The organism is Alteromonas sp. S015, from assembly GCF_036864485.1.
GTDB lineage: Bacteria > Pseudomonadota > Gammaproteobacteria > Enterobacterales > Alteromonadaceae > Alteromonas.
In genome coordinates, this window is the sequence record NZ_JAZETO010000001.1 from 399,836 (window position 1) to 426,518 (window position 26,683).

23 protein-coding genes and 1 tRNA gene are annotated in these 26,683 nt (G+C 43.8%); 13 read left to right on the plus strand and 11 right to left on the minus strand.

Translation table 11 applies throughout. The annotated features are described in order from the left end of the window. Positions 1 to 15 precede the first annotated feature (15 nt). Together V7R42_RS01660 and V7R42_RS01665 are read right to left on the minus strand one after the other, a co-directional pair. Complete coding sequence (locus V7R42_RS01660) at positions 16 to 1,665, minus strand: AMP-binding protein (RefSeq protein ID WP_334018507.1); 1,650 nt, start codon at positions 1,663 to 1,665, stop codon at positions 16 to 18. 332 nt (positions 1,666 to 1,997) lie between these two features. Continuing rightward, entirely contained in the window at positions 1,998 to 2,582 is a 585-nt protein-coding gene (locus V7R42_RS01665) for a TetR/AcrR family transcriptional regulator (protein WP_334018508.1), read from the minus strand. Positions 2,583 to 2,735: 153 nt separating this feature from the next. Here V7R42_RS01665 and V7R42_RS01670 point away from each other — a divergent pair, with 153 nt between their 5' ends. The 4 genes from V7R42_RS01670 to V7R42_RS01685 all read left to right on the plus strand — a co-directional run bounded on the left by V7R42_RS01670 (position 2,736) and on the right by V7R42_RS01685 (position 8,841). Continuing rightward, on the plus strand, positions 2,736 to 3,890 hold the full coding sequence (locus tag V7R42_RS01670) for an aromatic ring-hydroxylating oxygenase subunit alpha (RefSeq protein ID WP_334018509.1): 1,155 nt from the start codon (positions 2,736 to 2,738) through the stop codon (positions 3,888 to 3,890). A gap of 65 nt (positions 3,891 to 3,955) precedes the next feature. Further along, positions 3,956 to 5,479 (plus strand): FAD-dependent oxidoreductase, encoded by a 1,524-nt coding sequence (locus tag V7R42_RS01675; RefSeq protein ID WP_334018510.1) that lies wholly within the window; start codon positions 3,956 to 3,958, stop codon positions 5,477 to 5,479. Positions 5,480 to 5,643: 164 nt separating this feature from the next. Continuing rightward, entirely contained in the window at positions 5,644 to 6,711 is a 1,068-nt protein-coding gene (locus V7R42_RS01680; protein ID WP_334018511.1) for an MBL fold metallo-hydrolase, read from the plus strand. Positions 6,712 to 6,906: 195 nt separating this feature from the next. After that, entirely contained in the window at positions 6,907 to 8,841 is a 1,935-nt protein-coding gene (locus tag V7R42_RS01685; protein ID WP_334018512.1) for an EAL domain-containing protein, read from the plus strand. A gap of 144 nt (positions 8,842 to 8,985) precedes the next feature. On the opposite strand, the gene V7R42_RS01690 is transcribed toward V7R42_RS01685, so the two are convergent. The 4 genes from V7R42_RS01690 to V7R42_RS01705 form a co-directional block, all read right to left on the minus strand. After that, on the minus strand, positions 8,986 to 10,704 hold the full coding sequence (locus V7R42_RS01690) for a sensor domain-containing protein (RefSeq protein ID WP_334018513.1): 1,719 nt from the start codon (positions 10,702 to 10,704) through the stop codon (positions 8,986 to 8,988). 206 nt (positions 10,705 to 10,910) lie between these two features. After that, positions 10,911 to 10,987 (minus strand) — tRNA-Val (locus V7R42_RS01695). A gap of 157 nt (positions 10,988 to 11,144) precedes the next feature. After that, a complete protein-coding gene (locus tag V7R42_RS01700) occupies positions 11,145 to 12,221 on the minus strand; it encodes a patatin-like phospholipase family protein (protein ID WP_334018514.1) in 1,077 nt (358 codons plus the stop codon). A gap of 247 nt (positions 12,222 to 12,468) precedes the next feature. Continuing rightward, positions 12,469 to 12,897, minus strand: a complete 429-nt coding sequence (locus tag V7R42_RS01705) for a MarR family winged helix-turn-helix transcriptional regulator (RefSeq protein WP_334018515.1) — start codon at positions 12,895 to 12,897, stop codon at positions 12,469 to 12,471. 396 nt (positions 12,898 to 13,293) lie between these two features. Between V7R42_RS01705 and hmgA the strand changes: the two genes are divergently transcribed. Beyond that, a complete protein-coding gene (hmgA, locus tag V7R42_RS01710) occupies positions 13,294 to 14,589 on the plus strand; it encodes a homogentisate 1,2-dioxygenase (protein ID WP_334018516.1) in 1,296 nt (431 codons plus the stop codon). Between the two features lie 290 nt (positions 14,590 to 14,879). After that, entirely contained in the window at positions 14,880 to 15,953 is a 1,074-nt protein-coding gene (hppD, locus tag V7R42_RS01715; protein WP_334018517.1) for a 4-hydroxyphenylpyruvate dioxygenase, read from the plus strand. A 220-nt stretch (positions 15,954 to 16,173) separates the two neighbouring features. On the opposite strand, the gene V7R42_RS01720 is transcribed toward hppD, so the two are convergent. Next, the gene (locus V7R42_RS01720) at positions 16,174 to 16,428 is read right to left on the minus strand and encodes a hypothetical protein (RefSeq protein ID WP_334018518.1); all 255 of its coding nucleotides are present in this window, start codon (positions 16,426 to 16,428) and stop codon (positions 16,174 to 16,176) included. Positions 16,429 to 17,003: 575 nt separating this feature from the next. On the opposite strand from V7R42_RS01720, the gene V7R42_RS01725 reads away from it, so the two are divergent. The 7 genes from V7R42_RS01725 (at position 17,004) to V7R42_RS01755 (ending at position 22,077) form a co-directional block, all read left to right on the plus strand. After that, positions 17,004 to 17,393, plus strand: a complete 390-nt coding sequence (locus V7R42_RS01725) for an ACT domain-containing protein (protein WP_334018519.1) — start codon at positions 17,004 to 17,006, stop codon at positions 17,391 to 17,393. Between the two features lie 3 nt (positions 17,394 to 17,396). Continuing rightward, positions 17,397 to 17,897 (plus strand): PTS sugar transporter subunit IIA, encoded by a 501-nt coding sequence (locus V7R42_RS01730; protein ID WP_334018520.1) that lies wholly within the window; start codon positions 17,397 to 17,399, stop codon positions 17,895 to 17,897. 279 nt (positions 17,898 to 18,176) lie between these two features. Further along, entirely contained in the window at positions 18,177 to 18,524 is a 348-nt protein-coding gene (locus tag V7R42_RS01735; RefSeq protein WP_334018521.1) for an ArsC family reductase, read from the plus strand. Beyond that, positions 18,518 to 19,654: a succinyl-diaminopimelate desuccinylase gene (gene dapE, locus V7R42_RS01740; RefSeq protein WP_334018522.1), complete on the plus strand. Its 1,137-nt coding sequence runs from the start codon at positions 18,518 to 18,520 to the stop codon at positions 19,652 to 19,654. Before V7R42_RS01735 ends, dapE begins: the two co-directional genes overlap by 7 nt. Positions 19,655 to 19,663: 9 nt before the next feature. Beyond that, positions 19,664 to 20,350 carry a M15 family metallopeptidase gene (locus tag V7R42_RS01745; protein WP_334018523.1) on the plus strand — a complete coding sequence of 229 codons (687 nt, stop codon included), beginning with the start codon at positions 19,664 to 19,666 and terminating at the stop codon, positions 20,348 to 20,350. A 14-nt stretch (positions 20,351 to 20,364) separates the two neighbouring features. Then, complete coding sequence (locus tag V7R42_RS01750; protein WP_334018524.1) at positions 20,365 to 20,640, plus strand: DUF2897 family protein; 276 nt, start codon at positions 20,365 to 20,367, stop codon at positions 20,638 to 20,640. Between the two features lie 177 nt (positions 20,641 to 20,817). Next, the gene (locus tag V7R42_RS01755; protein WP_334018525.1) at positions 20,818 to 22,077 is read left to right on the plus strand and encodes a dicarboxylate/amino acid:cation symporter; all 1,260 of its coding nucleotides are present in this window, start codon (positions 20,818 to 20,820) and stop codon (positions 22,075 to 22,077) included. 74 nt (positions 22,078 to 22,151) lie between these two features. Here V7R42_RS01755 and V7R42_RS01760 read toward each other — a convergent pair whose 3' ends face one another. The 4 genes from V7R42_RS01760 to astE all read right to left on the minus strand — a co-directional run bounded on the left by V7R42_RS01760 (position 22,152) and on the right by astE (position 26,524). Continuing rightward, positions 22,152 to 24,569, minus strand: a complete 2,418-nt coding sequence (locus V7R42_RS01760; RefSeq protein WP_334018526.1) for an alpha/beta hydrolase family protein — start codon at positions 24,567 to 24,569, stop codon at positions 22,152 to 22,154. Positions 24,570 to 24,706: 137 nt separating this feature from the next. Further along, entirely contained in the window at positions 24,707 to 25,033 is a 327-nt protein-coding gene (locus tag V7R42_RS01765; protein ID WP_334018527.1) for a heavy metal-binding domain-containing protein, read from the minus strand. A gap of 56 nt (positions 25,034 to 25,089) precedes the next feature. Next, the gene (locus V7R42_RS01770; RefSeq protein ID WP_334018528.1) at positions 25,090 to 25,500 is read right to left on the minus strand and encodes an HIT domain-containing protein; all 411 of its coding nucleotides are present in this window, start codon (positions 25,498 to 25,500) and stop codon (positions 25,090 to 25,092) included. Beyond that, positions 25,493 to 26,524, minus strand: coding sequence for a succinylglutamate desuccinylase (astE, locus tag V7R42_RS01775; RefSeq protein WP_334018529.1), 1,032 nt, complete (start codon positions 26,522 to 26,524; stop codon positions 25,493 to 25,495). Before astE ends, V7R42_RS01770 begins: the two co-directional genes overlap by 8 nt. Positions 26,525 to 26,683 lie beyond the last annotated feature (159 nt).

The following is a 26,683-nucleotide window of genomic DNA, read 5'->3' on the forward strand; positions in this document are numbered from 1 at the left end:
CAGTTTTGCTATTGGCTATCTACACCACAAAATTTTTTCTTCTTTATTGAGTGTTGACGCAGCTTCTTTAAATCTCGCCTCAATTTCAAAGCGTCTAATTTTCATCGTCGGCGTAAGCATATTATTTTCAATAGTCCATGGTTCACTAGCCACAAGAATATGGCTTAGCTTTTGATGGTTTTCTAGGCTTTCATTAGTATTTTGAAGAAACCGCTCAAGCTCTCGTCTAATAGCGTCTTTATCTAATAATAATGCAGTATCGCTAAGTACAACTGCAGCGAAAGGTTGGGGCTTATTGCTCCCCATCACACACGCTAATTCTATTATGTCGTGATTACACATTATTGCCTCGATAGGAGAAGGAATAATGTACTTCCCCGTTGTAGTTTTGAATTCGTCCTTTAATCGCCCTACGATTTTAAGAGCGCCCTGCTCGTCCCACTCACCTCTATCTTTGGTTCTAAACCAGCCGTCGTCGGTGAAACTTTCAGCAGTTACCTCTGGATTTAAATGGTAACGTTCAAATACATTGCGGCCCTTCACCTGAATCTCATTATCTTTTGAAAGACGAACCTGAGCATCAGTAAAGGGCTTGCCTATAGTACCAATCATCGACGATTTAAACGGGTAGTTGATACACCCAGCCCCCGTTACCTCGGTCATGCCCCAGGCTTCAGAAATATAGATATCAAGGGCTTCAAACTCTTCAATTATTTCTTTCGCGATTGGTGCGGCAGCCGATACCCAAACCCTTGTTTCTTCGAAGCCTAAACTACATTTTATTTTTCGTTTAATACTTTGATTTATAGAAGGCTCCTTTAACAGCGCTGACAGTTTTTTCTTAGGAACGGTGTGATAAATTGAAGCAAGAAACTTGGCCCATAGGCGAGGAACTGAGAAAAAAACAGTTGGTTTTGCCGCTTTCAGGTCATCAATGAAGGTTTCAAGTGACTCGGAGAAATAAGTCACTGCTCCTGGGGCATAAATCATCATACCTTCGGTAACAACACGCTCGGCAATATGAGCAAGAGGTAGATAGGAAAAGAGCCTATCGCTTTGATTTACGTTAAACAATCTTGCAGTATCAGCACATGATGATGCATATGCAAGCTGTGTAAGTTCCACGCCTTTGGGCGTGCCCGTCGAGCCTGATGTGTACATGATACTGATAACACTATCAGCTGCCCCTTCAAAGAACTCACCGGTAAACGACTTTTGAGCCACCCAGTCGTCCCATGCAATCGCGCCGTCAATCGAAATATTAGGCAGCGCTATTTGCACAAGCGAAGAGGAAAACACGCGCTTACCTACTTGGTTATCGTCAAGTTTTCCAATAAACACGGCCTTGCATTTTGTACGCTCAATAATAAAAGTCAGCGTTTCTTCATTTGCCGTCGGATAAATGGGAATTGAAACCATACCAGCCAGCATTACCGCCCAGTCAGCTATGATCCATTCGGCGCTATTTTTGCCATAAATTGCCACAGCATCGCCTTTACCCAGCCCTAAATCATGCAAACCACCTATTAACGATCGCACCGCTTTTTCTACTTCTTTCCAAGTCCATACGCGCTGCCTTACACCATCAGGTTGGTAGAATGCCGGTTTCACAGCAAGATGTTTAAAGTTGTGGCTCAGCGCACTTAAAGGGAGTACATCATTCATTATTTCGCATCCTTAGGCAGTTAGTTAGGCACAAGGGAACTAAAACCTACCAACTGGTAGGCTAAATAGGAATAACTTACCAACTGGTAGGTTGTCAACAATAATAAAATTATTTGTAAAAAATTTTGATCGCTTAGAGGTGGCAAAATTTTTTGGTAGGACTAGGAATTGAGGGTTGTGAGACAAACAAACCGTTAGCGGAAGAGAAAGAGTGTTTTAATGGCTTTCCATTAGCTTTCATTTGTAGAAACAGGTTGAATATTGGCCCTATCAAGGGTCAATATTCCCGTCGAGAAATTGAAGCACTTAACGCAATACCGTGCTAGGTGCAGTTATGCACCAAAAATAATACCCTTTAACATCTCCATGTGCTGCTGTTCGTGTAGTTTCCGTTCTTCGCGCGTGTAAAGCTTATCGAGCGTAGGGCGGGAAATAACGTAGTATTGCGTTGCACCCAACAAGTGATACACAAAAGCCAGCGGTGATTTCCCAATAAAATACCCCTGTCGCTCTCCACTTGTGACAATAGCCACAACATCATCAAGAAACGGGCGTAAAAACCACTTATGTGCCTGTTCAGCGCGTTCACGATTGTCAAGTAGCTCCCGCATCAGCAAAATGATCACTCTTAATCGCTCTTCATCAGCGCATACCATTCTTTTAAATAGTGCGAAGAGTTGATTTTGCGCATTATCTGATTCAGTTTTTATTTCCTCTACCAAATCGACGAGATGATGAGCGGCCTGTGCTATTACGGCTGCGTAAAGTTTTTCTTTTGAAGGGAAATGATGCAGCAGGCCTTGTTTGCTAACGCTAACCTCCGCGGCAACATCATTAATACTTGTGCCATAAAAACCATTTTTCGAAAAAAGAATTGTGGCGGTACTCAATAACTTATCTTTCGTTTTTAATTTCACTTCATCATTCCAAAGCAAAAAGTGTAAATAGCATATTGACAGCTTACCACTTGGTAGGTATTTTGTAAAAACCTACCAACCGGTAAGTAAATTAAAATACGTATACCGCGTTTGATTTATCAAAACATACGCTTCCCGTTTAGGAGTGACATCATGAACACCGATATCGAAAAGTTGTTGATTAAAAATGCGAAACAAAACGTCGCTAACAAAACCACCTCACTGGGTGATATTGAGGTGCGTTCAAACACTAACAGATACACTAGCCAATCTCGATTTAACGATGAACTAAAAAAGGTGTTCAATTCTTTACCGACCATTGTGGCTCATGCCTCTGAGGTAGATGAGCTCGACAGCTATAAAGAAGTTAAGACAACTATGGGCTCGTTGATTGTCAGCCGTGATTCGAACAACCTCGTGCATGTATTTAGAAACGCCTGCCGACATAGAGGTGCGAAATTAGTTGAAGGCTCGGGGTGCAGTAAGCAGTTTGTATGCCCTTACCACGCATGGTCGTATACCACTGATGGCGCTCTTAACAACATTCCAGGTCACCAGCACTGCTTTCCAAATACCGATAAGTCAGACAATGGCTTAATCGCACTGCCTAGCATTGAAATGTATGGCTTTATATGGGTATGCCCAAGCGCTGCTGAAAATGAAGATATCAAAGCCCATTTAACGGGTCACTTGGCAGGTATGAATGCGCACCTTGAGTGGCTTAAAGCAGATGAACTAACCCACTTCAAGCGCTTTACTAAGGTATGGAAGGGTAATTGGAAACTCTTTTCTGAGGGCGGGCTTGAGACTTATCACTTTGCATTTGCACACAAAGAGACCATCGCGCCGTTTTTTTACAACAATGTTGCGGTAATTGACAAGGTTGATATGCATTACCGGGTAGTTATGCCCACAAAGAACTTGTCGTCTGAAGAAGCACAGGCAACAGACGATTTATCGCTGCATGACTATAGCCACACGCTGTTCATGTTGCTTCCTAATACGGCGCTGCTTATACAAAAGGAACACGTTGAATTTATTAACTTTCGCCCGCTGAGCGCGGGAGAAACCGAAATTACTATTACCACTTTAATCCCAAATAGCGCCGATCTTAACGATATTAATCAGCTTCGTCATTGGCAGAAAAACCACGACATCACCAATACCACGCTCAACGAGGATTGGGCTTTGGGTGAGTCTATCCAATCATCGTTAGAAAGCGGCGCTCTGCCCTACATTCAATACGGTAAGAATGAGTGGGCTTTACACGCCTTTAATGAAGAGCTTGATGCACTTCTTTCAGTGTAACGACTGTTTTGCATAAAAATTGTCTTTAGTGGCTATAAAACAAAAGGCTTGGTGAGGTAGAAGCTATGTCGCAATATAGAATATGGGAATGTCAGGCTTGTGGTTGGCTATATGATGAGGAGCAAGGCTGCCCCGAAGAAGGCTTACTTCCAGGTACTAAATGGGAAGACATTCCCGACGATTGGTGTTGCCCTGACTGTGGCATTAGTAAGCGCGATTTTCAAATGAAACAAGTGGCTGAGGTAAGCGATGTTGAGCATATAAACACTCAAAAGGCATCGCTCCAACCCTTTCACCGTGAAGGTCCTGCAAGCACAAAGCCGCTAGCCAGCCAAGGAACTCAGCACAACGACGCAAGCGATGCACCCATCGTGGTTGTGGGTTCGGGCATGGCGGGCGTTAACTTTGTAAAATCGTACCGTCAACACGACAAACATACGCCTATTATTGTTATTTGTGCAGATGATGGCGCGGTTTACAGCAAGCCTCAGCTATCAAATGCTTATGCACAACGAAAAAGTGTCGCTACGCTTACGCAAAGTTCGGCCTCGGATTTTTCACGCCAATATCGCGTTAGACTGTTTACTCATACGTTGGTAGAACATATCGACACGCACGCTAAATGCGTGTTACTTCAAGGCGGTGGAGAGCAACCTTACGACAAGTTAGTTCTAGCGACAGGTTCATCGGCGTTGACGCCAGCTATTGAGGGTAACGCAAGTCACAAAATTCGCGTTGTAAATAACCTTACTGATTATGGTCAGTTCATTACCGACGCCGCGCATGCCCGCCACATTACGATCATGGGGGCTGGCTTAATTGGCTGTGAATTTGCTGATAACCTTCTGCGGGCAGGTGTTCATGTGAGTATTGTCGACCCTCAACCCAGTGCGCTCAACGCGCTGCTGCCCAAAGAAGCTTCTACTTCACTCACTCATGCATTAGCAGAGGCAGGTGCAGCATTTCACTTTGGCACTACAGTATCGCGTGTTGAAAATGATGGGCAGGGCGTAGAAGTGTTGCTTGCTAACGGCAAGCGACTTAAAAGCGACCTTGTGCTATCAGCAATTGGTGTAAAGCCCAATATTGAGTTGGCGTTACGCGCTGACATTTCGTGTCAGCGAGGCATTTTAACAAATAGTAACCTAGAAACATCGGCACCAGATGTATTTGCCGTGGGAGACTGTGCGCAAGTTTCAACACAGCATGACGATGCAGGCGCTCATATAATTGCTGAAGTTAAGCCCGAGCGGGTTGGCGTAGTACTGCCCTATGTCGCGCCATTACTGAATCAAGTTAAGTTACTGGCGTCAAACTTAGCCAACGAGAAAATGAACGGGAAGCAACCCGAGTATTTGTCCTACCCCATTATGCCCATTGTTGTGAAAACCAGCTGTCATCCTATAAACATGGTGCTACCCATTCATACTTCTAGTGGCCGCAATCGTTGGATAATTGAAGAACAAAGTAATAAAGGGGTTAGTGCAAGGCTGCTCGACAATAAGTTTAATACCATTGGCTATGTGTTAACAGGTTGCTTTAATTCACCTAGCTCTGCAAAAGCATTCGCTCGACTCATCCCAGATTAGCATCCCGTATTACAAAGTAATTGTGCTTCATAGTTAAATCTATCAGTACAACCCAAACTTCAGACAAAGCAACAAAAACTACACCCAGCAGTTTACTTTTAACAAAATTAGTTTATTATGGGTAAACTATACTGTGCAGTATACTTTTTATTTAAGGTGAGAGCATGCCCGTTTTTAATCGCACACGCTTTCTTGTTGGAGTTTTATTTATGACATCTTTCTGTGGTTCTTCAAACACCCTTGCTGCAAGCGCGTCGCAACCTGAAAAATTCACTAATACTCATATTGAATATAAAACGACGTGGCGAGACATGTGGAAAGTCACCAAAGCGTATTTTCGAGACAATAGAGATGCTGCAACGCCAACGTTTGACATCCCCGTGTCGGCAGTTACACCACAAATGCTTGACGCAGTTGCAGAAGACAGCGTGATAAAGCTGGGCCACTCTACTACCCTATTGAAACTTGCCAAACGTTATATATTGATCGACCCGGTCTTTAGTGAGCGTGCTTCTCCCGTCCAATGGATGGGACCCAAGCGTTTCCACCAAGCGCCAATTTCACTAAGCGACTTGCCTAAATTAGATGCCGTTATTATAAGTCACGACCATTACGACCATTTAGATAAGGGCAGCATTGAAATACTAAAAAACAAAGTTGACGTGTTTATTACACCGTTAAGAGTAGGCAATCATTTACGTGACTGGGGCGTGGATGCAAATAAAATTGTTGAGCTAAATTGGTGGCAAAGTACAAAAGTGAGCGGAATTGAGGTAGTGGCCACTCCGTCTCAGCATTTCTCAGGGCGAGGTTTATTTGATAGAGACGAGACCCTTTGGGCTAGCTGGGTTATCAAATCTGCGAATACCAACATCTTTTACAGCGGTGACTCGGGCTATTTTGAGGGTTTCAAAGCAATAGGCGACAAGTACGGTCCGTTTGATTTGTCTATGATCGAAACCGGCGCATACAACGAATTGTGGTCTGACATTCACATGCTGCCTGAACAGAGCCTGCAAGCGCATATTGATATTCAAGCTAGTGTCATGATGCCTGTACACAACAGTACCTTTGATTTAGCGCTGCATAACTGGAATGAACCTTTGATGAAAATTACAGACCTAGCCCATGCTAAGGGTGTTCCCACCAGCATCCCTATTTTCGGTGAAATCGTTCCGGTTAAAAGCGCAGGCGAAGCACCGAATAAAACGTGGTGGCTAGATGAAAGGTAAGTAACTAATAAGCAGCGCTTGTTTCATTATTCTGGGCTTTTAATTGCTCGCTTAACTCTATGTTTTGCAGTACATTTATTATTCGCCGCTTAGGCACTATTGGCGGGTATAACAAAAGCCTCAATCAAAGTGATAGCACTCGATTTGGTTGAGGCGAATAATAAATTTCTCAGTTAAAGGAGCTAACTGCTAGCAATGAAGCTGTCTAGTCAAATTAATTTGGGCGTTTTTGCCCTTATGCTTTTAGCATTTACGGTGTTGTCGAGTATTGAGCTAAGCGAAATAAAATCTCGCACTTCAGTGTCAATCGAGCAAGAAGCTGAAGAAGCACGGCTGCGTTACGAAACAACCGTCTTACAAACTTCTGCCATGTCTTCTCAGTCGAAGCAATCAATGATTGATGCCATGCTTCGTCAAATGGTATTGCAGCCGTTTTTATCTGCAGCAAAAGTCATTGATGTCGAAGGAAATGTGTTTGCGAAGTACGAGCGCCCGCCTAACATTATTGTTCCTAATTGGTACTTACAGCTGGATTCCGCGCCTGCCGTTAACAAGAAAATTCCTTTTTCAAATAATGATGGTTATTTGTTAGTTACGTCTGACACGTCTTATATTTACACTGAAATCACCGCTATTCTCATCAAAAATGCCGTCATCTTTTGTGGGCTATTTTTCGCTCTAGCGCTATACATTGTTACGGTAACCAAATTCGCCAGGCGCCCCATCGTTAACAGTATTAAAAAGCTCAATGAGATTAACAGCCACAACTTCACCCCGTCGCAGGTGAATGCGTTTACTACAGACTACCGTCAACTTACCAGTACAGTAAACAAGCTAAACACGTCATTAGCTTCAAAATTCAACGATATTACTCAGCAATCTGAGCGGTTTAAAACAGAAGCCAATAAAGACACATTAACGAAGTTATCTAACCGTAGTGCATTCGAGCGACACACCCGCGCGCTGTTGTCTGACACGTCTAACTTTCAAGAAAAAGAGCTTATTCTTATCAGGCTCGCTCAACTTACTACTATTAATACTAAATTGGGCATGTTAGCCGGTGACAATTATGTAAAATCTATTGCAGATTTTCTTGTTCATGAAGCGAAACATAGCTGCAAAAGTGGGTTTGTATTTAGATTATCGGGCGGAGATTTCGCCTTGATAAGTGAAGTTATGGGTCGAGACGAACGCAATTTGATGTTAGAAAATATGTCGAAGCAATTCGCAAACGCCACGCCGCTCCGCGATGGTAGTAAGGCAGTTTGGATGGGGGTTGCGCGCTTTTCGAACCAAATGACGTTACAGCAAGTCATGGAAAGTGCAGACAGTGCTTTAATGTCAGCGATGAAAACGCAGAAGGGTTGGCAGTTTTCTTCGGAAGTGTCACAGGTTAATAGCAACACTAAATGGCGTGAGCGCCTCACTTACATAGTATCGCAACAGTATGCTGATATTCTCATACAGCCCGTCATTAATGTAGAGCGAAATGCGCCAGCGTATTACGAAACCTTCTCTCGATTTAAAGACAAGGATACCAATGACATCATACCCATGGCACAACTTATCCCCGCGTCGGAGCGATTAGACCTTATTCCTCAAGTTGATAAATTGGTGGCTAGTCTTGTTTTAAAAAAACTCACTGTCACATCTCATCAGGTTGCTATTAATATTAGTAACGCCTCAATTGCCAGTGATGAGTTTAAAAAATGGTTAATTGAAGAGCTGAGAAGCCGAGAAACGTTGTGCCCAAGACTTATTTTTGAAGTCGAAGATGCCGCGCTTATTCATCATCGAGAAGCAGCAGAAACTTTTTGTCGCCAACTTATACAGTTAGGCTGTCGAATTGCCATCGAGCACTTTGGCGATCACTTTGCATCTCTTTCAGGTTTAAGGGCAATTCAGCCTCATTTTGTTAAACTTTCAGGAAGGCTAACTCAGGGGATCCATACCAATAAAGACAATCAGTTATTTGTCTCTAGCCTGATCAATATTGCGAAAGGGCTCGATATTCATGTTATCGCAGTAATGGTAGAGAACGAAGCCGAATCTGTTGCATTGAGCAGATTGGACGTTGAACACCAACAAGGCTATTATTTTGCCAAACCTTCACTTTGGACTATGTACTAAACCTGAGCACATCAGTTTAAGACCAGTAGCGGTATTGACACTTTTCATGAAGTTTAGCATATAAATCTACTGCATATTTATATGCTAAAGCAATTAAGGAGGGGGTGTGAGAACCCTTCTCATATACACCTTCTTTAACCGCGTCTACTTTTCACTGAGCAGTCTTACAATGGCGTCAGAACTAATGGGTTTTGAATACAGAAAGCCTTGCACGTATTCCACGTTAAGCGATTTACAATAATTCGATTGGCTTTGTGTTTCAACACCTTCGACGACGATGTTGAGGTCAAGCTTATGACCAACATTTACGATAGCCTCCATTAACGCGCTGTCGTAGGCATTTTCCGGTGCACCTTTTAAAAATGAGCGATCTATTTTTAAATGACTAACGGGAAAATGTTTTAAGTAGCTTAGCGAAGAATAGCCCGTACCAAAATCATCAATAGATATTTCAACGCCCTGATCACGTAGAGCTCTTAAATCGTCTAAAATCGTGCTGTCAGACTTAATGAGCACATTTTCAGTAAGCTCTAAGCCAATATCCCTAGGAAGTAGACCGTGCCGCTCTCGACATTCCCTTAATCGTTCAAAATAAGCATTCTGCTCAAGTTCATTCCCCGAAACATTAATATCAACGCGAATATTGATACCCTGCTCTTTCCATAGCTGGGCCTGCTTACACGCTTTTTCCAACACCCAGTTACCAATGTGAACGATTAACTCACTACGTTCAGCAATAGGAATGAAAACACTAGGTGGAACAGCTCTTTCCTCATTCTCAGGACACCATCTTAACAGCGCTTCACACGATGCCACTTTCCCTGTAAATAAGTCGATTTGAGGTTGGTACAATAATTCAAATTCATCATTAACCAAAGACTCATGCAGATAAGCTGCGATTTTTCGTTGCTGTTGTACTCTCTGACTCAACGCACGGGTGAAAAAGTGGAAACGGTTTCGGCCTTCAGCTTTCGCCTGATACATAGCGACGTCGGCGTTTTTCAGAAGATCATCAATTTCACTTCCGTCTTTGGGGTACATGCTTATGCCAATGCTTGAAGTGATATACACATTTTCAGTGCTAATTGTAAAACTTTGCTTGAAACACTCGGTTAGTTTCTTAGCAATGTCAGCACTTTCATTTTCAGAAGTCACTTGGGTAGCTACAAAAACAAATTCGTCTCCACCAAATCGAGCCAGTAAGCCGTGTTTGCCTAGACAGTCTGACAAACGCTTTGAGACAGAACGAAGTAATTCATCTCCTCGAGTATGCCCAAGCGTGTCATTAACTTCTTTGAACATATCCAAGTCAATGAAAAACAAAGCGAAGCAAGATTCATCGCGTGACGCGTCTTCGATAGACGATGTCACAAACTGTTCTAGCAAGCGTCTATTAGGCAGCTCAGTTAACAAATCTGTGGACGCCATTCGTTCAAGTTCTTGCCGAATAGTGTGCTGCTCACTCAAGTCAATATCCACGCAATACATTTCAGGCGAATCGGTGCCTTCTTTTAGCATGACGTGAGACGAGAAAACATGAATAGGCTCACCACTTTTCTTCTCTAGTACGAGTTCGTCCGAAGGAATTGGCTCACCGCAATCTAACCATCGCTGATGTAGGTTTATCACATCACTTTTCATGGACGAGGGAATGATCAGATCTTCAAGTTTTTGACCCAGTGCTTCGCGCTCGCGAAAACCATACATGTCTTCACTTGATTTATTCCAGTAGATAACTTTTCTGTGCTTATCGTAACCTTGCACGGACACTTTTGGTAAGGCACTAATTAGCTGAAGGAACCGCCTCTCAGCCGAACCATGTTGTTTAAATAACGAAGGCTCTTGGTATTCCTGTAAGCTCATCATATTCCCTAGAGTGCTAAATAGTTAGATAGCATAGATATAAAATTGGCCATCATTCTTTTAGTGTAGTCCAAATCACACAGACCACCTGACAATACAAAGTTAAATTACGCGTGCATTGCGCTGATTAAATAAGATGAATAGTAAAGACTAGAGACAGGTATCCAGAGCTTGGATTCAACAACAAATAGAATTAAGTAAGAGGATGGTGCGTCTACCCTGATTCGAACAGGGGACCTCTACCATGTCAAGGTAGCGCTCTAACCAACTGAGCTATAGACGCGTATCAATTATTGTTGCACCGGTAGGTAGGCGAATGCCAAGCAACGGCGCGTATAATACTTAGCACTGGCGCCAGCTGCAAGCAAAACTTATCAAAATACGATTCAAGCGACTAATTTAACAGCAATTAGCTACTTTCTTCATCAATCGCACTTTACTTAAATCATTTTAAATGGGAGCGGCTTGATGGCGTCCACTAAGGTTCCGTCGTTGACAGTTCTCATAAAATATTCCCCCAATCTATCGGTTTCTTTCAATACCGTTTGCCAGTACTTGATACGCATGTTGGCATCAAGCACCTCAAAGTCCTTTCTGTCGGGGATTTTACTATAAGGCAAATTCGCTACAAACGATGCGGAAGGTACTAGCATTACAACATTATCGTAGCTTGAGCGATGAGGCACCCTGCCCTTCAAGCCCTTATCGAACCAGCCCGGGATGGGTTTGTCATAAAAATGTGGGTATAACACCAAGCCATCATCTGGTCCGAAAGACAAATCGAAGTGGTAGTCGATAATACCGCCATCTCGATACATCCCGGCTGGCGCGCCTTCAATTTGCTGTACGCCCTCAATAACAACAGGAATAGAACCCGACGCAAGGAGCGCGGTATGAATATTTCCTTGTGTTAATGCATGATACTGAGTAGGCAGATGATAAGGGTCTTTTATCGCAAAGTCCGTACCTGGCGTTGAAAACACATAGCGCGTATACAAACGAGAAAGATGCCTTCTGTTTACTGTATTGGCCGCTGCACTCATAGCCAAGCCCGAAAGTTGCCTGAATTTACTTTCAAACCGGGTAGCGCCCAAACATTTAGCAACGATCAGGTGTGCTTTAAAGCGTGGATTAGACAATACTTCTTGCTTACCTGCGTCATCCACCATTTCTTTCAGCAGGTCTTCCGCTTTAGCGGTTATTTCTCTAGGCGTAGGCTTATCGCTACTATAAGTTGTTTGTGAATAAGAGGAAGCTAAACGATTTATCGCTGCAAGTGGGTCGTTTTGAACTGCGCAAATGGTGCGAAACGCGCCAGCAGAAGAGCCAATAACGTGAATTTGATGCTCGACATTGGCAAACCATTCAGGAAACAGTACGCGGTCAAGGCCAGCCAATGAGAACCATTTTGGGCCACCCGAAGCTCCCAGAAAATAGCTGAATAGCTCGGGCGTAAACCCGTTCTTCATTATGGATTCACGTGCTTTTTTACCTGCGTAGATGTCTAGGGGTACCACTCAATATCCTCGCTATGCGCAAAATAGATGCTCTGTATATAAGCGCTTTTAAAAAGCGTTTACTAAGTGCTTATCTTAAGAGCGCTTGTATAATATTTAGGGGAAAACAAGCCATGAATAATAAATACAATAACTTCCCCATTCGGTTGCTTCGTGGGAATTTAACAGCTAAAGGCACGAAAGTAACCTTTATGGCATTGCCCTCACATCTGCTCAGACCAGACTGAGCAAAGACTTCACGCGAAATTTAAGGCCTTAGTGCATCTATCACTTTTAGAAATATTTGATACTCACCTTCAGTGATATTTTCCAATCGTTTTTTTTGCCACCGCACAACTTTACGCAGCAGAGCCCGGTAGATTCTCTCACCTTCCACCGACAATGAAATTAATGTGGCCCGTTTATCACGCTTGCTCACGCGCTTAACAATAGCGTCTCGTTTAACCAACCGCTCTAGCGCTCGCGAAACCTGCACTTTATCCAGTCGTGTTGCAGTAGCGATGTCCTTTGCAGTTAGCAGTGATTTTGGGGCGCTTTCATTACGGCCGCCTAATGTGGCTAAAATTCGCCACTCAGGTTTGGAAAGTTTATATTCTGCATATTCTTGTGAAAGCGATTCACTTAAATCGCTTGCAAGCATAGCTACCTTGTAGGCAAGCATATCTTCTAGCTGCATGTTTTAAGCCCTTATTAGTGCTATTACTCTTTTTCTTTTAACTTCTGTGCTCGTTGCCAAAGCCTATGTTGCTCTTCATTTAACTTAAGTATTGCTATTACCTACAATGTCGCTATCACTGACGCGAACGTTCAAGTGCATTCGACATTAATCCACGTAAACCTCACAACCAAATGCTGTGTTTAAAAACACAGTCTAAGCGTAACTCCACCGAGGGCTTATCATGAAAAGTGTAAAGCTAGCGTACCAAATGTCTTCGGTCCTATCTCCTCTACTCGGCTATGGTCATTGATTTACATTTCATTTCCCCCTAGCCTAAATCACATAGTTTCATTTGTAACTACTTTTTAACATTCAACGGGACAGCCGCATCAATGGCCGCCAATGGGAGGGAATATGGATAATTTGTCTTATTTAACGGGTTTTAATAATGAGCACGAGACAGAGGCGCTACCCGGTGCCCTTCCTAAAGGACAGTTCAGCCCACAAAAAGTAAATTATAAGCTTTACGCTGAGCAATTTAGCAGTACCGCCTTTACTGCTCCACGCTCTGAAAACCGTCGAAGCTGGACCTACCGTTTACGCCCATCTATTGCGATGGGCGATTTTGTAAAAATTGATAATGGCCTGATAAGAACAGCCCCTGAGACTGATGTTCATTGCCCACCGAATGTACTTAGGTGGGATCCTGTTCCCTTACCAAATGAAAACGTTGATTTTGTAGACTCGCTTGTGACCATTGCGACTAATGGCGATGCTAAAGCCCAAATGGGTATGGGCATTCACTGCTACAGTGCCAATGTAAATATGCAAAACCGTGCGTTCTACTCATCAGACGGAGAAATGCTTATCGTCCCTCAGCTTGGTGAGATGCTGTTAACCACTGAATTTGGCAGGCTCAACCTTGCTGTGGGTGAAATAGCGGTTATTCCTCGTGGCGTGCGTTTTGGAGTCAACCCTACTGATGGGCCAATTCGAGGATATATCTGCGAAAACTACGGTCATCCTTTTGTACTACCAGAGCGTGGTCCAGTAGGCGCGAATGGCTATGCGAACCAACGTGATTTTTGCTACCCCACAGCCTGGTTTGAAGATAATGAAACGCCTCACACTGTGGTAAACAAGTTCTGTGGAAATTTGTTTGAAGCAAAGCTTGATCATTCACCTTTTGATGTAGTGGCTTGGGTAGGTAACTCTGCCCCTTATAAATATGAGTTATCCCGTTTTAACGTTATGAATACGGTAAGCTTTGACCACCCTGACCCGTCGATTTTTACCGTGCTTACCTCACCATCGGAGCTGGAAGGTACTGCAAACGTTGACTTTGTCATTTTTCCTCCAAGGTGGATGGTTGCTGAAAATACCTTTCGCCCGCCGTATTACCACAGAAACATTATGAGCGAGTTTATGGGGCTCATTGAGGGAACGTACGACGCCAAAGAGCACGGTTTCGTGCCCGGTGGTATGAGCCTTCACAACTGCATGACCCCCCATGGACCGGAGGCTGAAGTATTTGAGAAAGCGACTAATGCTGAGCTAGCACCGCAGCGCTATGAAAACACGCTGGCGTTTATGTTTGAGTCGCGCTATGCCATTGCACCGACAGAATTTGCATTAAACTGTAATATTCGTCAACGCGACTATTTGACGTGCTGGAAAGGCCTCAAAAAGTATTTCGATGGTGAAAAGTAGCGTCGTAGAGTGAGTAACAATATGCGTGCTGATACCTAAGTAAGTACTTGTACTGATTTTTGAACACTACTGACAACCTTTATCATCGCTTAATAGCGCTTAATTTCAATTGGTTAGGGAAATTTATTTTCCCTGTTCCAACATCACAGCCACAGGTGAAAACAAAACGTTACAGCTTTGCTTTCCATACGCAAAATGCGTGAACTCTCCCCCTATTGCCTGAATTTTCACTACCGCCTTACAATCCAATAACAATTATAAAGTGTGATTTACGTTGAGGATGTAACGCTATGGCTGATTTGTTTGAAAACCCTATTGGTTTAGACGGGTTTGAATTTTTAGAGTTCACTGCGCCCAAAAAGGGCATATTGGAACCCATTTTTGAAGCTATGGGCTTTACCCTTGTTGCTCGCCACAAATCAAAAGACGTGGAGCTATGGCGTCAAGGCGACATTAACCTTTTGAGTAACTACGAAAAGAAATGCCATGCTGCTTATTACGCGGAAGAACACGGTCCTTCGGCTTGTGGAATGGCGTTTCGCGTTAAAGATTCACAACATGCGTATAAAGAAGTGCTTGCACGTGGTGCTCAGCCTATGGATACCTACACCGGCCCAATGGAGCTAAAGCTTCCTGCCATTAAAGGTATTGGCGGCGCAATGCTATACCTAATCGACCGCTATGAAGGTGAAAACACCATTTACGATATTGACTTCAATTGGATTGAAGGCGTTGATCGCCACCCTGAAGGCTGTGGTTTCCATACGCTCGATCACCTTACCCACAATGTGTACCGCGGCCGTATGAATTTCTGGGCAGGATTCTACGAAAAGCTATTTAACTTCAGAGAAATTCGCTACTTTGATATAAAAGGTGAATACACAGGCCTATTATCGAAAGCAATGACTGCGCCAGACGGTAAAATTCGCATACCGCTAAATGAAGAAGCGGTTGGCGGTGGTGGCCAAATTGAAGAGTTCTTAATGAAGTACAATGGTGAAGGTATTCAGCATATCGCCTTCGCCTGTGACGACTTAGTGGCGTGTTTAGATAAGCTTAAAGCAAAAGGCATGAAGTTTATGACGCCTCCACCAAACACCTACTACGACATGCTTGAAGAGCGTCTCCCTGGGCACGGCGAAAATGTAGATGAGCTACAAAGACGCGGCATTCTATTGGACGGCACAACGGAAAATGGTGAGCCTCGCCTACTGCTTCAAATATTCTCTGAAACCGTATTCGGCCCGGTGTTCTTTGAATTTATTCAACGCAAACAAGACGAAGGTTTTGGCGAGGGTAACTTCAAGGCACTGTTTGAATCGATTGAACGCGATCAGGTTAATCGGGGTGTATTAAATAAATAACCACGGCACACTGAGCAAGCTATTCTAAATAGAGCAGTAGCTACAGGCAGCGAGTATAAACAACACGCTGCCTTTTTAGTTTAATGGGTAAGAATGTATACAAACTACTTAGCCTTGTCCTTTTTCATACAGTGCACAGGCGGCGCCACTTGGATCAACAATCACACAGAAGCAGTCTTTCCCGTGATGACGTATATCACCCGCCTGTTTTCCACCTCTTTCAGTAACTTTTTTCAACGCGGCATCTAGATTTTCTACAGTAAAGTAATTTATCCATCCACTTGGGTAGTGCGCATTTACCCCCCCGCTTATGACAAATTCCGCCCACAGGCGTGCCGTCGGCCTTCATCATGACATAATCATTGTAGCCCCCCATATCAATGGGTTCTTTCTTCCACCCCATCACAACTTCATAAAAACTGACAAGTTCGTCTGCGTTTTTTACCGTAATATCGCACCATGAAGAATCTGACATCGTCTTTCCCTCTGTTGTTTTAGTTAGCACTTTTTCTGGTCAGGACATCTGTACACGTCATGTGCGTTTGTGCTGATTAACACTCAAATAGCCAGTAAGGTATACACTAGAGAAGCGCCACAACCCGCTAGCAAAATGTGAAAATGTGATTGCTAGAGCGTTAGGGTTTAACAGTAGTACCTTACTGAGTTTTTGTTAACTAATAGATCATTTCAATTTACTTATAATTTAAAAACAAAAAGCGGTGCGTGTTTGATCATATGCACCTAGCGTTTTAAGAGTGTGCAAATTTTTTAAAAAAGGCATAGTTGTCAAGCTAAGAAGTTGCAAAATAACTAAACATTTTTTATTTTAGTTGTAGACATAGCCTGTGGAAAATGCTTGTGAAATCGAGAATGTTATCCACTGAACATTGTTTGTACAGTTCATTTACCCCTTTAATTACAATCACTTACACCAAACCCCCAAACTACTCAACAAACTTATCCACAGATTAAGTGGATAACACGTAGCACTTAATCACAGTTAGTGGTTTAATGTGAATATCTTCGACGTTATCTTTTTTTCGGTATCTCATGCCCAAACAAACACTTTTAGTCAGAGAATCTTTGTTTACAATTCACAGCTTGGATCCTGAAAGCAATATCCCCGCATCTGTGGTTAATAGCCCTCTTTTTTTCTTAGGCAAAACAGAAGATGAATTATCTATTGTTGTGCCAAACTCGGTGGATGTACCGTCACTGGATAGTGATGAAGGGTGGCGTGCACTTGAATTGTTGGGGCCTTTACATTTGTCGATGGTGGGGATAATGGCCCAAATCGGCCAAGTGTTGGCATCCGCCAAAGTAGCCATATTCGTGGTATCAACCTTCGACACTGACTTCTTTTTAGTAAAAGATAACAAACTAAAAGATGCAGTGCGTGCGCTGAAAAAAGCTGGCTACTCGGTAAACGAGGACGTTTAACCGGTGAACGCTAAGCAACTACAATACGCACCAGATAGTTTTACCAAGCAGTTTGTTACCCTAAGCCCTTTTTCTGGGCAAGTGGTATCGCTTTCGTACATTGATGAACCCTTTTACGAAAGCGGCCATATGGGGCCAGGCGCCGCTGTAAGATCGACATCAAATACAATAGTTTCACCCTTTGCTGGCAAAGTACTCAGTGTTTCCCCGTTAGATTACGCTATCGACATACAGTCGTCCGTTGGCCTAAAGTGCAAGATTAAATATGGTGGCGATACGAGTCACCTGCATGGCGCACAATTCGTTTGTTCACTGAAACGAGGCGATGTAATTGTGCCCAAACAAGTACTTTTTACCGTGAATGCTGCATGGCTTAAACAGCGCGGTGTGAGCAATACCTGTTCACTGACTTTACTCAATGCACAAGCACTTATAGGCGTCTTGCCTACGCATCAAAAGTATGTGGAAGCCGGTGAAGATACGTTGTTAACGCTTTACCTCTAGGGCCTGTTAACCTTTGAAGCGTAGGCAACAAGCCCTAGTCATTTAACAGGCTTTCTGCATTAAACGATTTACTGTCAAAAATCATCGTAAGTGAGTTTATCAACGTAACAACAGCTTGTATGATGTAACACATTAAACAACTGATTGTAGAAGCGCACTGTTTCCGGGCTATGACATTTTTCCTACTTTCATCAGCCTTTCACATTAGCGCCCTTAATGGGCCTGATTCAAACAGCGTCGATCACTTACTAACAACAATGTAGTACGGAATAAATTACCATGAGCACAATTCTTTATGGGATCTCAAACTGTGACACCATTAAAAAAGCAAAAAAATGGTTAACAGACAACGATATAGCTTTCACATTTCACGATTACCGCAAAGACGGCATTGATAACGACTTTCTCGCACGCGCCGAAGCAGAGCTTGGCTGGGAAGCAATGCTAAACAAACGCGGCACAACCTTTCGCCAGCTAGAAGAGCAAGAGAAAGCGAACCTAGATAAAGACAAGGCCCTTGCCTTGCTTGAGCTTCATCCTGCCATGGTTAAACGCCCTATCCTTCTCCACGACAACGCGTTTTATATCGGCTTTAAAGCTCCGCAGTATGAGGAAATATTTTGTTAAACGACTCTGTTATTGAAATTGCTAAACAGTTAATAAACCGCCGCTCTGTAACACCAGAAGATGCGGGTTGCCAAGAAGCCATGGGCGAGTTTTTAGGTGCATTAGGGTTTGAGAATGAAACCATGGTGTTTGAAGACACGACGAATCTTTGGTCTCGCCGAGGTAAAGAAGGGCCGGTATTTTGTTTCGCAGGGCATACTGATGTAGTGCCTAGCGGCCCAGAGTCAGCATGGAAAACACCACCATTTATCGCAACTGAAGTTGACGGCTATTTGCATGGACGGGGGGCAGCTGACATGAAAGGCAGCCTTGCCGCTATGTTGGTCGCCACCCGCGAGTTTGTGAACAAATACCCTGATCACAAGGGAAGTATTGCCTACCTTATTACTAGCGACGAAGAAGGCCCGTTTATAAACGGTACTACACGCGTTATTGATACACTTGAAACACGCAATGAAAAAATTGATTGGTGTATTGTTGGTGAGCCCTCTTCTACTAAGGAAGTAGGCGATATTGTTAAGAATGGCCGCAGAGGTTCATTAACTGGTGATTTAATTGTAAAAGGTGTTCAAGGCCACGTGGCTTACCCTCACCTAGCCGAAAACCCTGTACATAGAGCAATGGCGGCCCTTGACGAGCTAGCTAAATCTCTCTGGGATAACGGCAACGACTTTTTCCCTCCCACCAGCTTCCAAATATCAAACATTCACGCGGGTACAGGTGCGGGCAATGTGATCCCGGGCGAGATGCACGTTTGCTTCAACTTCCGTTTTTCAACGGAAGTAACCGACCAAATTCTCATTGAGAGAGTCACGGCAATTTTGGAAGCCCACGAACTGGAGTACGAGATTAAATGGACGTTTAACGGCCAACCCTTTTTGACTGATACAGGAGCCCTATTAGACGCTACCCAAGGTGCAATAGCGGCGGTTAAAGGAACACCTACCGTGCTGTCTACCGCTGGCGGTACATCAGATGGTCGCTTTATTGCGCCAACCGGCGCGCAAGTCATTGAGTTGGGACCGGTAAATGCCACCATTCACAAAATTGACGAGTGCGTGAAAATGTCTGACCTTGAACAGCTTGCTGATATGTATTTCGGTATCTTAGAACGCTTGCTGGCTAAATAGCCGCTATTGATGGTTATGAATCAAGTGCCAGAACACGCATGGTTAGGCCAGCACAACGAATTTCTGGTTGATGCTGGCAATGGCCATAGGCTCCATCGCGACGTAATTTCACCGTTTCTTGCCATGCAAGATGCTGCGCACAAAGACGGTATAGACTTACAGTTGGTCAGTAGCTTTCGAGATTTCAGCAGGCAAACTGCCATTTTCAATCGCAAATGGACAGGTCAAGCGCAGCTCCTTGATACCAATGGCGATGAACTGCCTTTCAAGGCGCTAAGTGACAACGAAAAGCTTCACGCTATTTTGACATGGTCTGCGCTACCGGGCGGCAGTCGCCACCATTGGGGAACAGATATTGATGTGTACGATAGAGCTGCCCTGCATAACTGGGGTGGTAAGTTTAATCTTGTCGAAAGCGAGTATCTTTCTAACGGACCGTGCTATGCCCTTTCCTGTTGGCTAGCTGACAATATGGAACAGTTTGGCTTTTATCGACCTTTTTCGGTTAATACAGGTGGCGTCGCAGTAGAGCCATGGCATTTAAGCTTTCGAGACACAGCGTGCACTTTTGAACGTGCCAGACATATAGATGGCTTTACAAAAGCCATAGAAAAAAGCGATATAGAAGGTAAAACCTGTATTTTGCCGCAGCTACCTAGCTTGTATAATCGCTACGTGTTGAACAAAGGGCGTTAGCCTACGAGATTTTTATGAGTACTACCTGGGTTATTATCATCATTGTTTTAGTATTGGGTGTTGTGGTTGGAAATATCACGCTGCTTAAATACAGTGCAAGGTTCAAATTTCCGACACCTTCTAAACCTTTTGATGAGGATAAGGACAACGATTTAAACGAGACCGTCGAAAGTTCTCCTTCATCTGCTATAGCCCAAAATGAAGTTCAGCGTAATGCTGGCACTAATGCCAACCATAAAAGTCAAAGCGCTGGCACAAGTGACAGTGACAGCAGCAACCCTATGAAATAAGCCTATTCTCTGATAGTGAGCAGCATTTTAATCCAAGCCTTGAGTTAAGCTTTTGTGATTAGAGGCTTGTACCAATTGTTTATGCAGATGTCGACGCAGGCACTTGAGGCTAGGACTCTCAATAACTCATTCACTACCCACTTCTCACATTTAAACACACTCTAAGAGGTTCTAGACGTGTCTAAAAAACAATCCTTATTGGGCAATATCGGCGTACAGGTCGTCATTGCAATGATTATTGGTACCGCGGTTGGTGCTTTTATGGGTGAAAGCGCCAAAATGTTCGCCCCACTGGGCGCCATTTTTATCAACCTAATAAAAATGCTGGTTATTCCCCTTGTGGCAGTAGCACTTATATCTGGAGCTGCAGGACTTGGCAACAGCACTAATGCAGGCAAAGTAGGGTTATCTACTCTTGCTTACTTTGCGCTAACGTCGGGACTTGCTGTAACATTAGCACTCGTAATGGGTGAAGTATTTAAGCCAGGAATGGGTATCGACGTTTCTGCTGTAGAAGGTATGTTTTCCGGTGAATACGCATCTAAAGGTGAATTGCCTTCGTTTTGGGCCACCGTTACGGGTATGATCCCCACCAATGTATTTGCGTCGTTAACCAATGCGAATATTCTTCAGATCTTGGTATTTTGTTTGTTCTTTGGCCTCGCCCTTTCTAAACAACCCAAAAAGAACCGTGAGCCCATTTTAAATGGCGTTAACACCATTGTTGATGCAATGGTATGGATGATTAACTGTGTAATGAAGATCGCACCTATCGGCGTATTTGGTTTAATGGCAGAGGCAGTAGGAACATTTGGTTTTGCCGCGCTAATGGTGGTATTCAAACTCTTCTTGGTATTTATTGCTGCAATAGTAGTGTTTGGTTTTGTAGTTTACCCGCTTTTGATCCAGCTATTTACTAAAATGTCGGCTAAGTCATTTCTTGTCGCCATGAAAAAACCTCAAGCGGTCGCCCTTTCAACCGCATCATCCATGGCTACACTGCCGGTCACTATGAACACAGTAGAGAATGAGCTAGGTGTAAGAAACGCAACAGCATCATTTGTACTGCCGTTAGGCGCCACGATCAATATGAGCGGAAATGCGATTTATTATGGCTTGGTGGCGGTGTTTTTTGCGCAGCTTTTCAGTATAGATTTATCAATGGGCGCGTATATCGCCATCATCCTGACATCTACGCTTGGCGCCGTAGGTCAAGCAGGCGTTCCTGGGCCATCATTCTTAGTCGTTGCAGTGCTACTTTCTGCCGGTATTCCCATTGAAGGCCTACCACTGCTATTTGCCCTAGACAGAATTTTTGACATGATCCGCACCGCACTTAATATTACGGGTGATGCAGCATGCGCGGTGATCGTAGATACGATTGCCATTGATGCTGATGCTGTTGAAGAGCAGCCAATAGAAAAAACGGCCAAATAAAGCTGCGCTTTATAGCAAAAGAAAAAGGTGGCCTTTGCCACCTTTTTAGTCTTGTTAGCAACTCGACTAACACGCTACTGTGATTGTGTAGCGCCTTTGTTTTTCACATACTTTTCAAGCCACTGATCTTGCTCCCAAAGCGTGTGTAGAACACTTTCTTTAGCGCGATATCCATGACTCTCTTTAGGCAACATAACTAAACGCGTCACCGCGCCTAAGCCTTTGAGGGCGTTAAAATAGCGCTCACTTTGCATTGGGTATGTACCGGAATTATTATCAGCCTCACCATGAATAAGCAAAAGCGGGGTTTTCATTTTTTCAGCGTGCATAAATGGCGACATAGTGTAATACACCTCTGGAGCATCCCAATAATGACGCTCCTCCGACTGAAAACCAAATGGCGTTAAGGTACGGTTGTAGGCACCAGAACGTGCAATTCCTGCAGCAAATAAGTCAGAGTGAGACAACAGGTTTGCTACCATAAACGCACCATAGCTATGCCCACCCACTGCAACGCGCTCTGGATCAATAATTCCTTTTTGATCAAGTGCATCAATCGCTGCTTTTGCATTAGCAACAAGCTGCGGCCTAAAGGTATCGTTTGGCTCTTCATCCCCCTCCCCAACGATAGGGAAAGACGCATCGTCCAATACAACGTAGCCCTTTGTAACCCAATAAATAGGCGAACCGTACCACGGGTAAATAAATCGATTTGGGTTTTGCGTGTTTTGACCCGCGCTTGACTTGTCCTTAAATTCTTCTGGATAAGCCCATAGGATCATAGGGTAGCGCTTGTCTTGGTCATAGTCTGTTGGCAAATACAAAGTACCCGTTAAGTCCAGTCCATCGTTACGCTTGTACGTTATGACTTCTTTCTTAACGTTTTGAATGCTTTCAAAAGGATTTTCAAAGTGTGTTAATTGCGTCAACGTATCGTTTTTTAAATTGCGGAAATAGTAATTAGGGAAGTCACGCTTAGACTCGATTCTTACCAACAAGCGTTCGTTTTTCATGTTGAAATCACGCAAGTCTTCAAATTTGTCCGTGTACGCACTTTCGTATACGCGAGAGGTTTCAAGGGTTTCTAAATCTAACTTATCCAAGAATGGGAACTGCCCTTCAGGCGTAAATCCATCTCCTAACAAAAATGCACTATTTTCTTCTACAGCTAGAACATCTTTGAAATACCCATTTTTACGGGTAACGAAGTTGCCTGGGTCGCTGTATTTATCTTGATAGCTTCGATTTGAAATAATCAGCGCAGACTTACTTTGGTCTGGGCTAAACAAGTACGTTTTAATATTGCGCGTGTTCCACCAATAATCCATGGCAATGGCGACGCTGTCGTTATTCCAAATGAGACGATAGAACCTGTCTTCTGTTTTTAGAATTTGTGTGGCATCACCGTTAAACGGTGCTTCTAGCTGCATAAGCTTATCGCGGTGGGTCACTTCGACTTCTGGATCTCCGCCATCGAGTGCTTCGGCAAACACTATCGTGTTAGGTTTGTCGTTGCGCCATTGAACATCACGAGGCCCCGTTCGCACAGCCATGAACCCCTGTGGCAGGTCTTCAATAAGCGGAACATCTGCAAGCGTTTTTACTAATTTGCCCTTTTTATCGTACAAGTTAATGCTGTGCCCAAAGCGCTGATAGGTCACTAAGTAAGAAAATGGCGCTTTATATTCCTCTACCATCACGTAGTCGCCAGCGGGAGAAACACTAACATCGCCATACATGCCTGACGCAAGCCAAGGTGTAGCCTTGCCTTTTAGCGGAACCTTATAAATTTCAGACCGCGCCAATTGCTCAAAGTTAAATTCGTCATTTTTATTTTTGAGTAAGTCTTGGTAGGTGCGGTTTTGAGCTTTTTTGCCGTCACTTACTGAAATCGTGGGGCCGCTTGGCACAACAACATCAGTATCAATTAGGGCTTTTTTGTCTTTCGGTACCACTTTAGCTAAAAGAGAAAGACTATCCGCATTCCAGTTTAGGGTATCGCTCATATTCGCGTTGATAGGCTTGTCAAAAAGCTTTCTGGCGGTTGCCGCTTCAATATCAAGTACCCAAAGCTCAACGCCTTTCTCTGCTGTATGGGTAAATGCCATGTAGCGCTGATTAGGAGACCAAGTAAAATTAGTTAAACGGGGCGTTTCAGGCATACCTTTAATAGTAAGGCTATCTTGACTCCCCACCCGTTGAACCTGAAGATTGTTGTAGTAAGTTACGCGGCTTCCAATGTTAGTAGCGGGGTCAATTCTAAGCCCAGCTAGGCGAAGCTCTTCTTTAGATAAATCCTCTATCGACTTATAGTTGTCGCGAAACAACAGCACCATATTCTGTTGTGCATCATCTACCAGTGTCGCGGGCGCTAGCGCAACATCTACCAAATCGAGAATTTCTTTAGACGGCTTTTGGTATTTCAGTGCGTCCTGCGCAAATAGCTGACAGGAGCATGCGGCGAGTAGGACAAACATCCATTTTCTTAGCATTACATTTCCTTAGTTAGAATTATCGAGGGTACATAAAAAAAAGCGAGGTATTGCCGCAGTAATAAACAACAGGCAAAAAACCTCGCTTCGATTTAATAGATAATCGCATGCCTTTTAGGCGCGCGTGCTTTTTCGTTTTATAAAGGCCTTGTTTTGACCGCAGTACCGCTAATGCTTACCATAAGCATACTGCCTTTATCGCCAATGACTTGATAGTCTAAGTCGATGCCAACCACAGCATTCGCCCCCATGCTTCTCGCTTCGTGCTCAAGCTCAGTAAAGGCTAGCTTACGTGCAGTGGTTAATTCTTCTTCATACGACCCAGAACGTCCACCCACTATGTCGCGAATAGAGGCGAAAAGATCTTTAAATACGTTTGCACCCATTACGGCCTCGCCCACAACAATACCGTAATAAGCTTCAATTTTATGCCCTTCTAGCGTTGGGGTAGTTGAAACAATCATGCGTAACTCCTTTTAATGTGAACTCTTTATTAATCGCTATTGAGGTCATACGTCCTCTAGCTGTTATCTTCAAACCACTGCTGAATGGACTTAACAAGTGCCTGTGCGTCGATGGAGTTATAGGCCATTGCTGGCTGATTGCCCCATACAGGTTTCGGCCACGCACAATCGTTTTCAAAACGCGCGACGTGATGAACATGAAGCTGCCTTACCACGTTGCCTAGTGCTGCCACGTTAAGCTTGAGCGGTGAAAACAAGGACTGCATAGCCTTTGATGTCAATGCAGACTCTTTGAGTAAAGTAATCTGTTCTTCTTCTGACAAGTCAATAATTTCCGCAATATCACTTTTCATAGGCACTAAAATAAGCCACGGGAATTGACTGTCGTTCATTAACAGTACACGACACAGCGAAAGATCACAGACAAAAAATGTATCATTGTGTAAACGGCTATCAAGTTTAAACATCGAGTTTATCCAACGTGGTAGGCACTACTGTTAACAAGGCGCGTTGCCCTATAGCCACATTTGCATTAGGGAAAACAATGGCTTCACCGTCTTGCTCTGCCACGTATTCTTTACCCGGCTCAGATGCCAATACCGTGCCTTTAGGATAGTCAGTGAAGTTTGGCGTATCATCATCAAAATGAAGCGTAAACTGTTCGTCATTTCGGTTTATAACTTGGTTCACCCGATAAATATCAAGGTCATCCATATCGAGCGTAGGCGCATACTCGGTTTGAGTAATGAGCTGCGTTATCGCTTGTGTGGCATCTTCAAATCGACGCATATCGTTCTGCCCAAATGGGCGCACCTTGCCAAGCTCAACCGTAAACGCGTGGGCGTTGTATTGATATGACGAGAAATAGCTAAAGGTCGTTGTAGAGCTTTCCGACAGCAGTATGGTTTTCACACCACAAGCAGCAAGAAACGCCAGCTGCCCTTTGCTATGTATTCGGTCATGAAGATAAGGATATACCGCAAACTTTTCATTTTTAGAGGCGCGAATTGCTGTGTGTAGGTCGTAGTGATATCGGGTACCCTCACCAGCTTCAAAGAAAGACGCCACGGCATCTTCGAGTTGTTTAGCACGAACGCGCTCTGCGTTCACTAAACCTTCGCCCTTCGAGTGTGCACCGCTAAACAAGCGGTTCATGTTCTCTTCAACGAAACGCTCTGCTATATCCATCGCTGGCAGATTGCCAAATAAGAACAAAACATCATGTGCCAGCGTTACGTTACCTGTAAGGATCCCTTTGACTAAGTCATCACAGATTTCGATAGGCGCGGTTTCATTACCGTGAACACCGCATGATAAAACAATGCGTTTATTTGATTTAACGGCTGGCTGTACTGAGAAACTAATAATGCCAGGTGCTGTAATATCGACGAGCGTACCATTAGCTAATGTAAACTGATGAGAGCGTTCAAATAATGCAGAGTTACGGCGAGAAAGTGTTAAAAATTGGCCGCTTTCGATAAGTTCTTGCATAAGTGTGAGCTTTGTTAACCTTGTCTAATCTCGAATACTTCCAGTGTACCCAGACAAGCCTTCAAAATCACGTGATCTCACGGTTTTATTACTTGCGTTTTGTAACGTATTAGCCAATGCAATGTCGGTTTGCTTAATTAGTGTATGCAGAACAAGTTG

Coding starts and splice junctions, on each gene's coding strand:
- V7R42_RS01685 (WP_334018512.1), top strand. CDS start 6,907: ATGAAGCTGTCTAGTCAAATTAATTTGGGCGTTTTTGCCCTTATGCTT.
- V7R42_RS01720 (WP_334018518.1), bottom strand. CDS start 16,428: ATGTCAGATTCTTCATGGTGCGATATTACGGTAAAAAACGCAGACGAA.
- V7R42_RS01660 (WP_334018507.1), bottom strand. CDS start 1,665: ATGAATGATGTACTCCCTTTAAGTGCGCTGAGCCACAACTTTAAACAT.
- V7R42_RS01770 (WP_334018528.1), bottom strand. CDS start 25,500: ATGTTTAAACTTGATAGCCGTTTACACAATGATACATTTTTTGTCTGT.
- V7R42_RS01745 (WP_334018523.1), top strand. CDS start 19,664: ATGGTTATGAATCAAGTGCCAGAACACGCATGGTTAGGCCAGCACAAC.
- V7R42_RS01760 (WP_334018526.1), bottom strand. CDS start 24,569: ATGCTAAGAAAATGGATGTTTGTCCTACTCGCCGCATGCTCCTGTCAG.
- V7R42_RS01675 (WP_334018510.1), top strand. CDS start 3,956: ATGTCGCAATATAGAATATGGGAATGTCAGGCTTGTGGTTGGCTATAT.
- V7R42_RS01765 (WP_334018527.1), bottom strand. CDS start 25,033: ATGATTGTTTCAACTACCCCAACGCTAGAAGGGCATAAAATTGAAGCT.
- hppD (WP_334018517.1), top strand. CDS start 14,880: ATGGCTGATTTGTTTGAAAACCCTATTGGTTTAGACGGGTTTGAATTT.
- V7R42_RS01725 (WP_334018519.1), top strand. CDS start 17,004: ATGCCCAAACAAACACTTTTAGTCAGAGAATCTTTGTTTACAATTCAC.
- V7R42_RS01705 (WP_334018515.1), bottom strand. CDS start 12,897: ATGCAGCTAGAAGATATGCTTGCCTACAAGGTAGCTATGCTTGCAAGC.
- V7R42_RS01690 (WP_334018513.1), bottom strand. CDS start 10,704: ATGAGCTTACAGGAATACCAAGAGCCTTCGTTATTTAAACAACATGGT.
- astE (WP_334018529.1), bottom strand. CDS start 26,524: ATGCAAGAACTTATCGAAAGCGGCCAATTTTTAACACTTTCTCGCCGT.
- hmgA (WP_334018516.1), top strand. CDS start 13,294: ATGGATAATTTGTCTTATTTAACGGGTTTTAATAATGAGCACGAGACA.
- V7R42_RS01735 (WP_334018521.1), top strand. CDS start 18,177: ATGAGCACAATTCTTTATGGGATCTCAAACTGTGACACCATTAAAAAA.
- V7R42_RS01750 (WP_334018524.1), top strand. CDS start 20,365: ATGAGTACTACCTGGGTTATTATCATCATTGTTTTAGTATTGGGTGTT.
- V7R42_RS01670 (WP_334018509.1), top strand. CDS start 2,736: ATGAACACCGATATCGAAAAGTTGTTGATTAAAAATGCGAAACAAAAC.
- V7R42_RS01680 (WP_334018511.1), top strand. CDS start 5,644: ATGCCCGTTTTTAATCGCACACGCTTTCTTGTTGGAGTTTTATTTATG.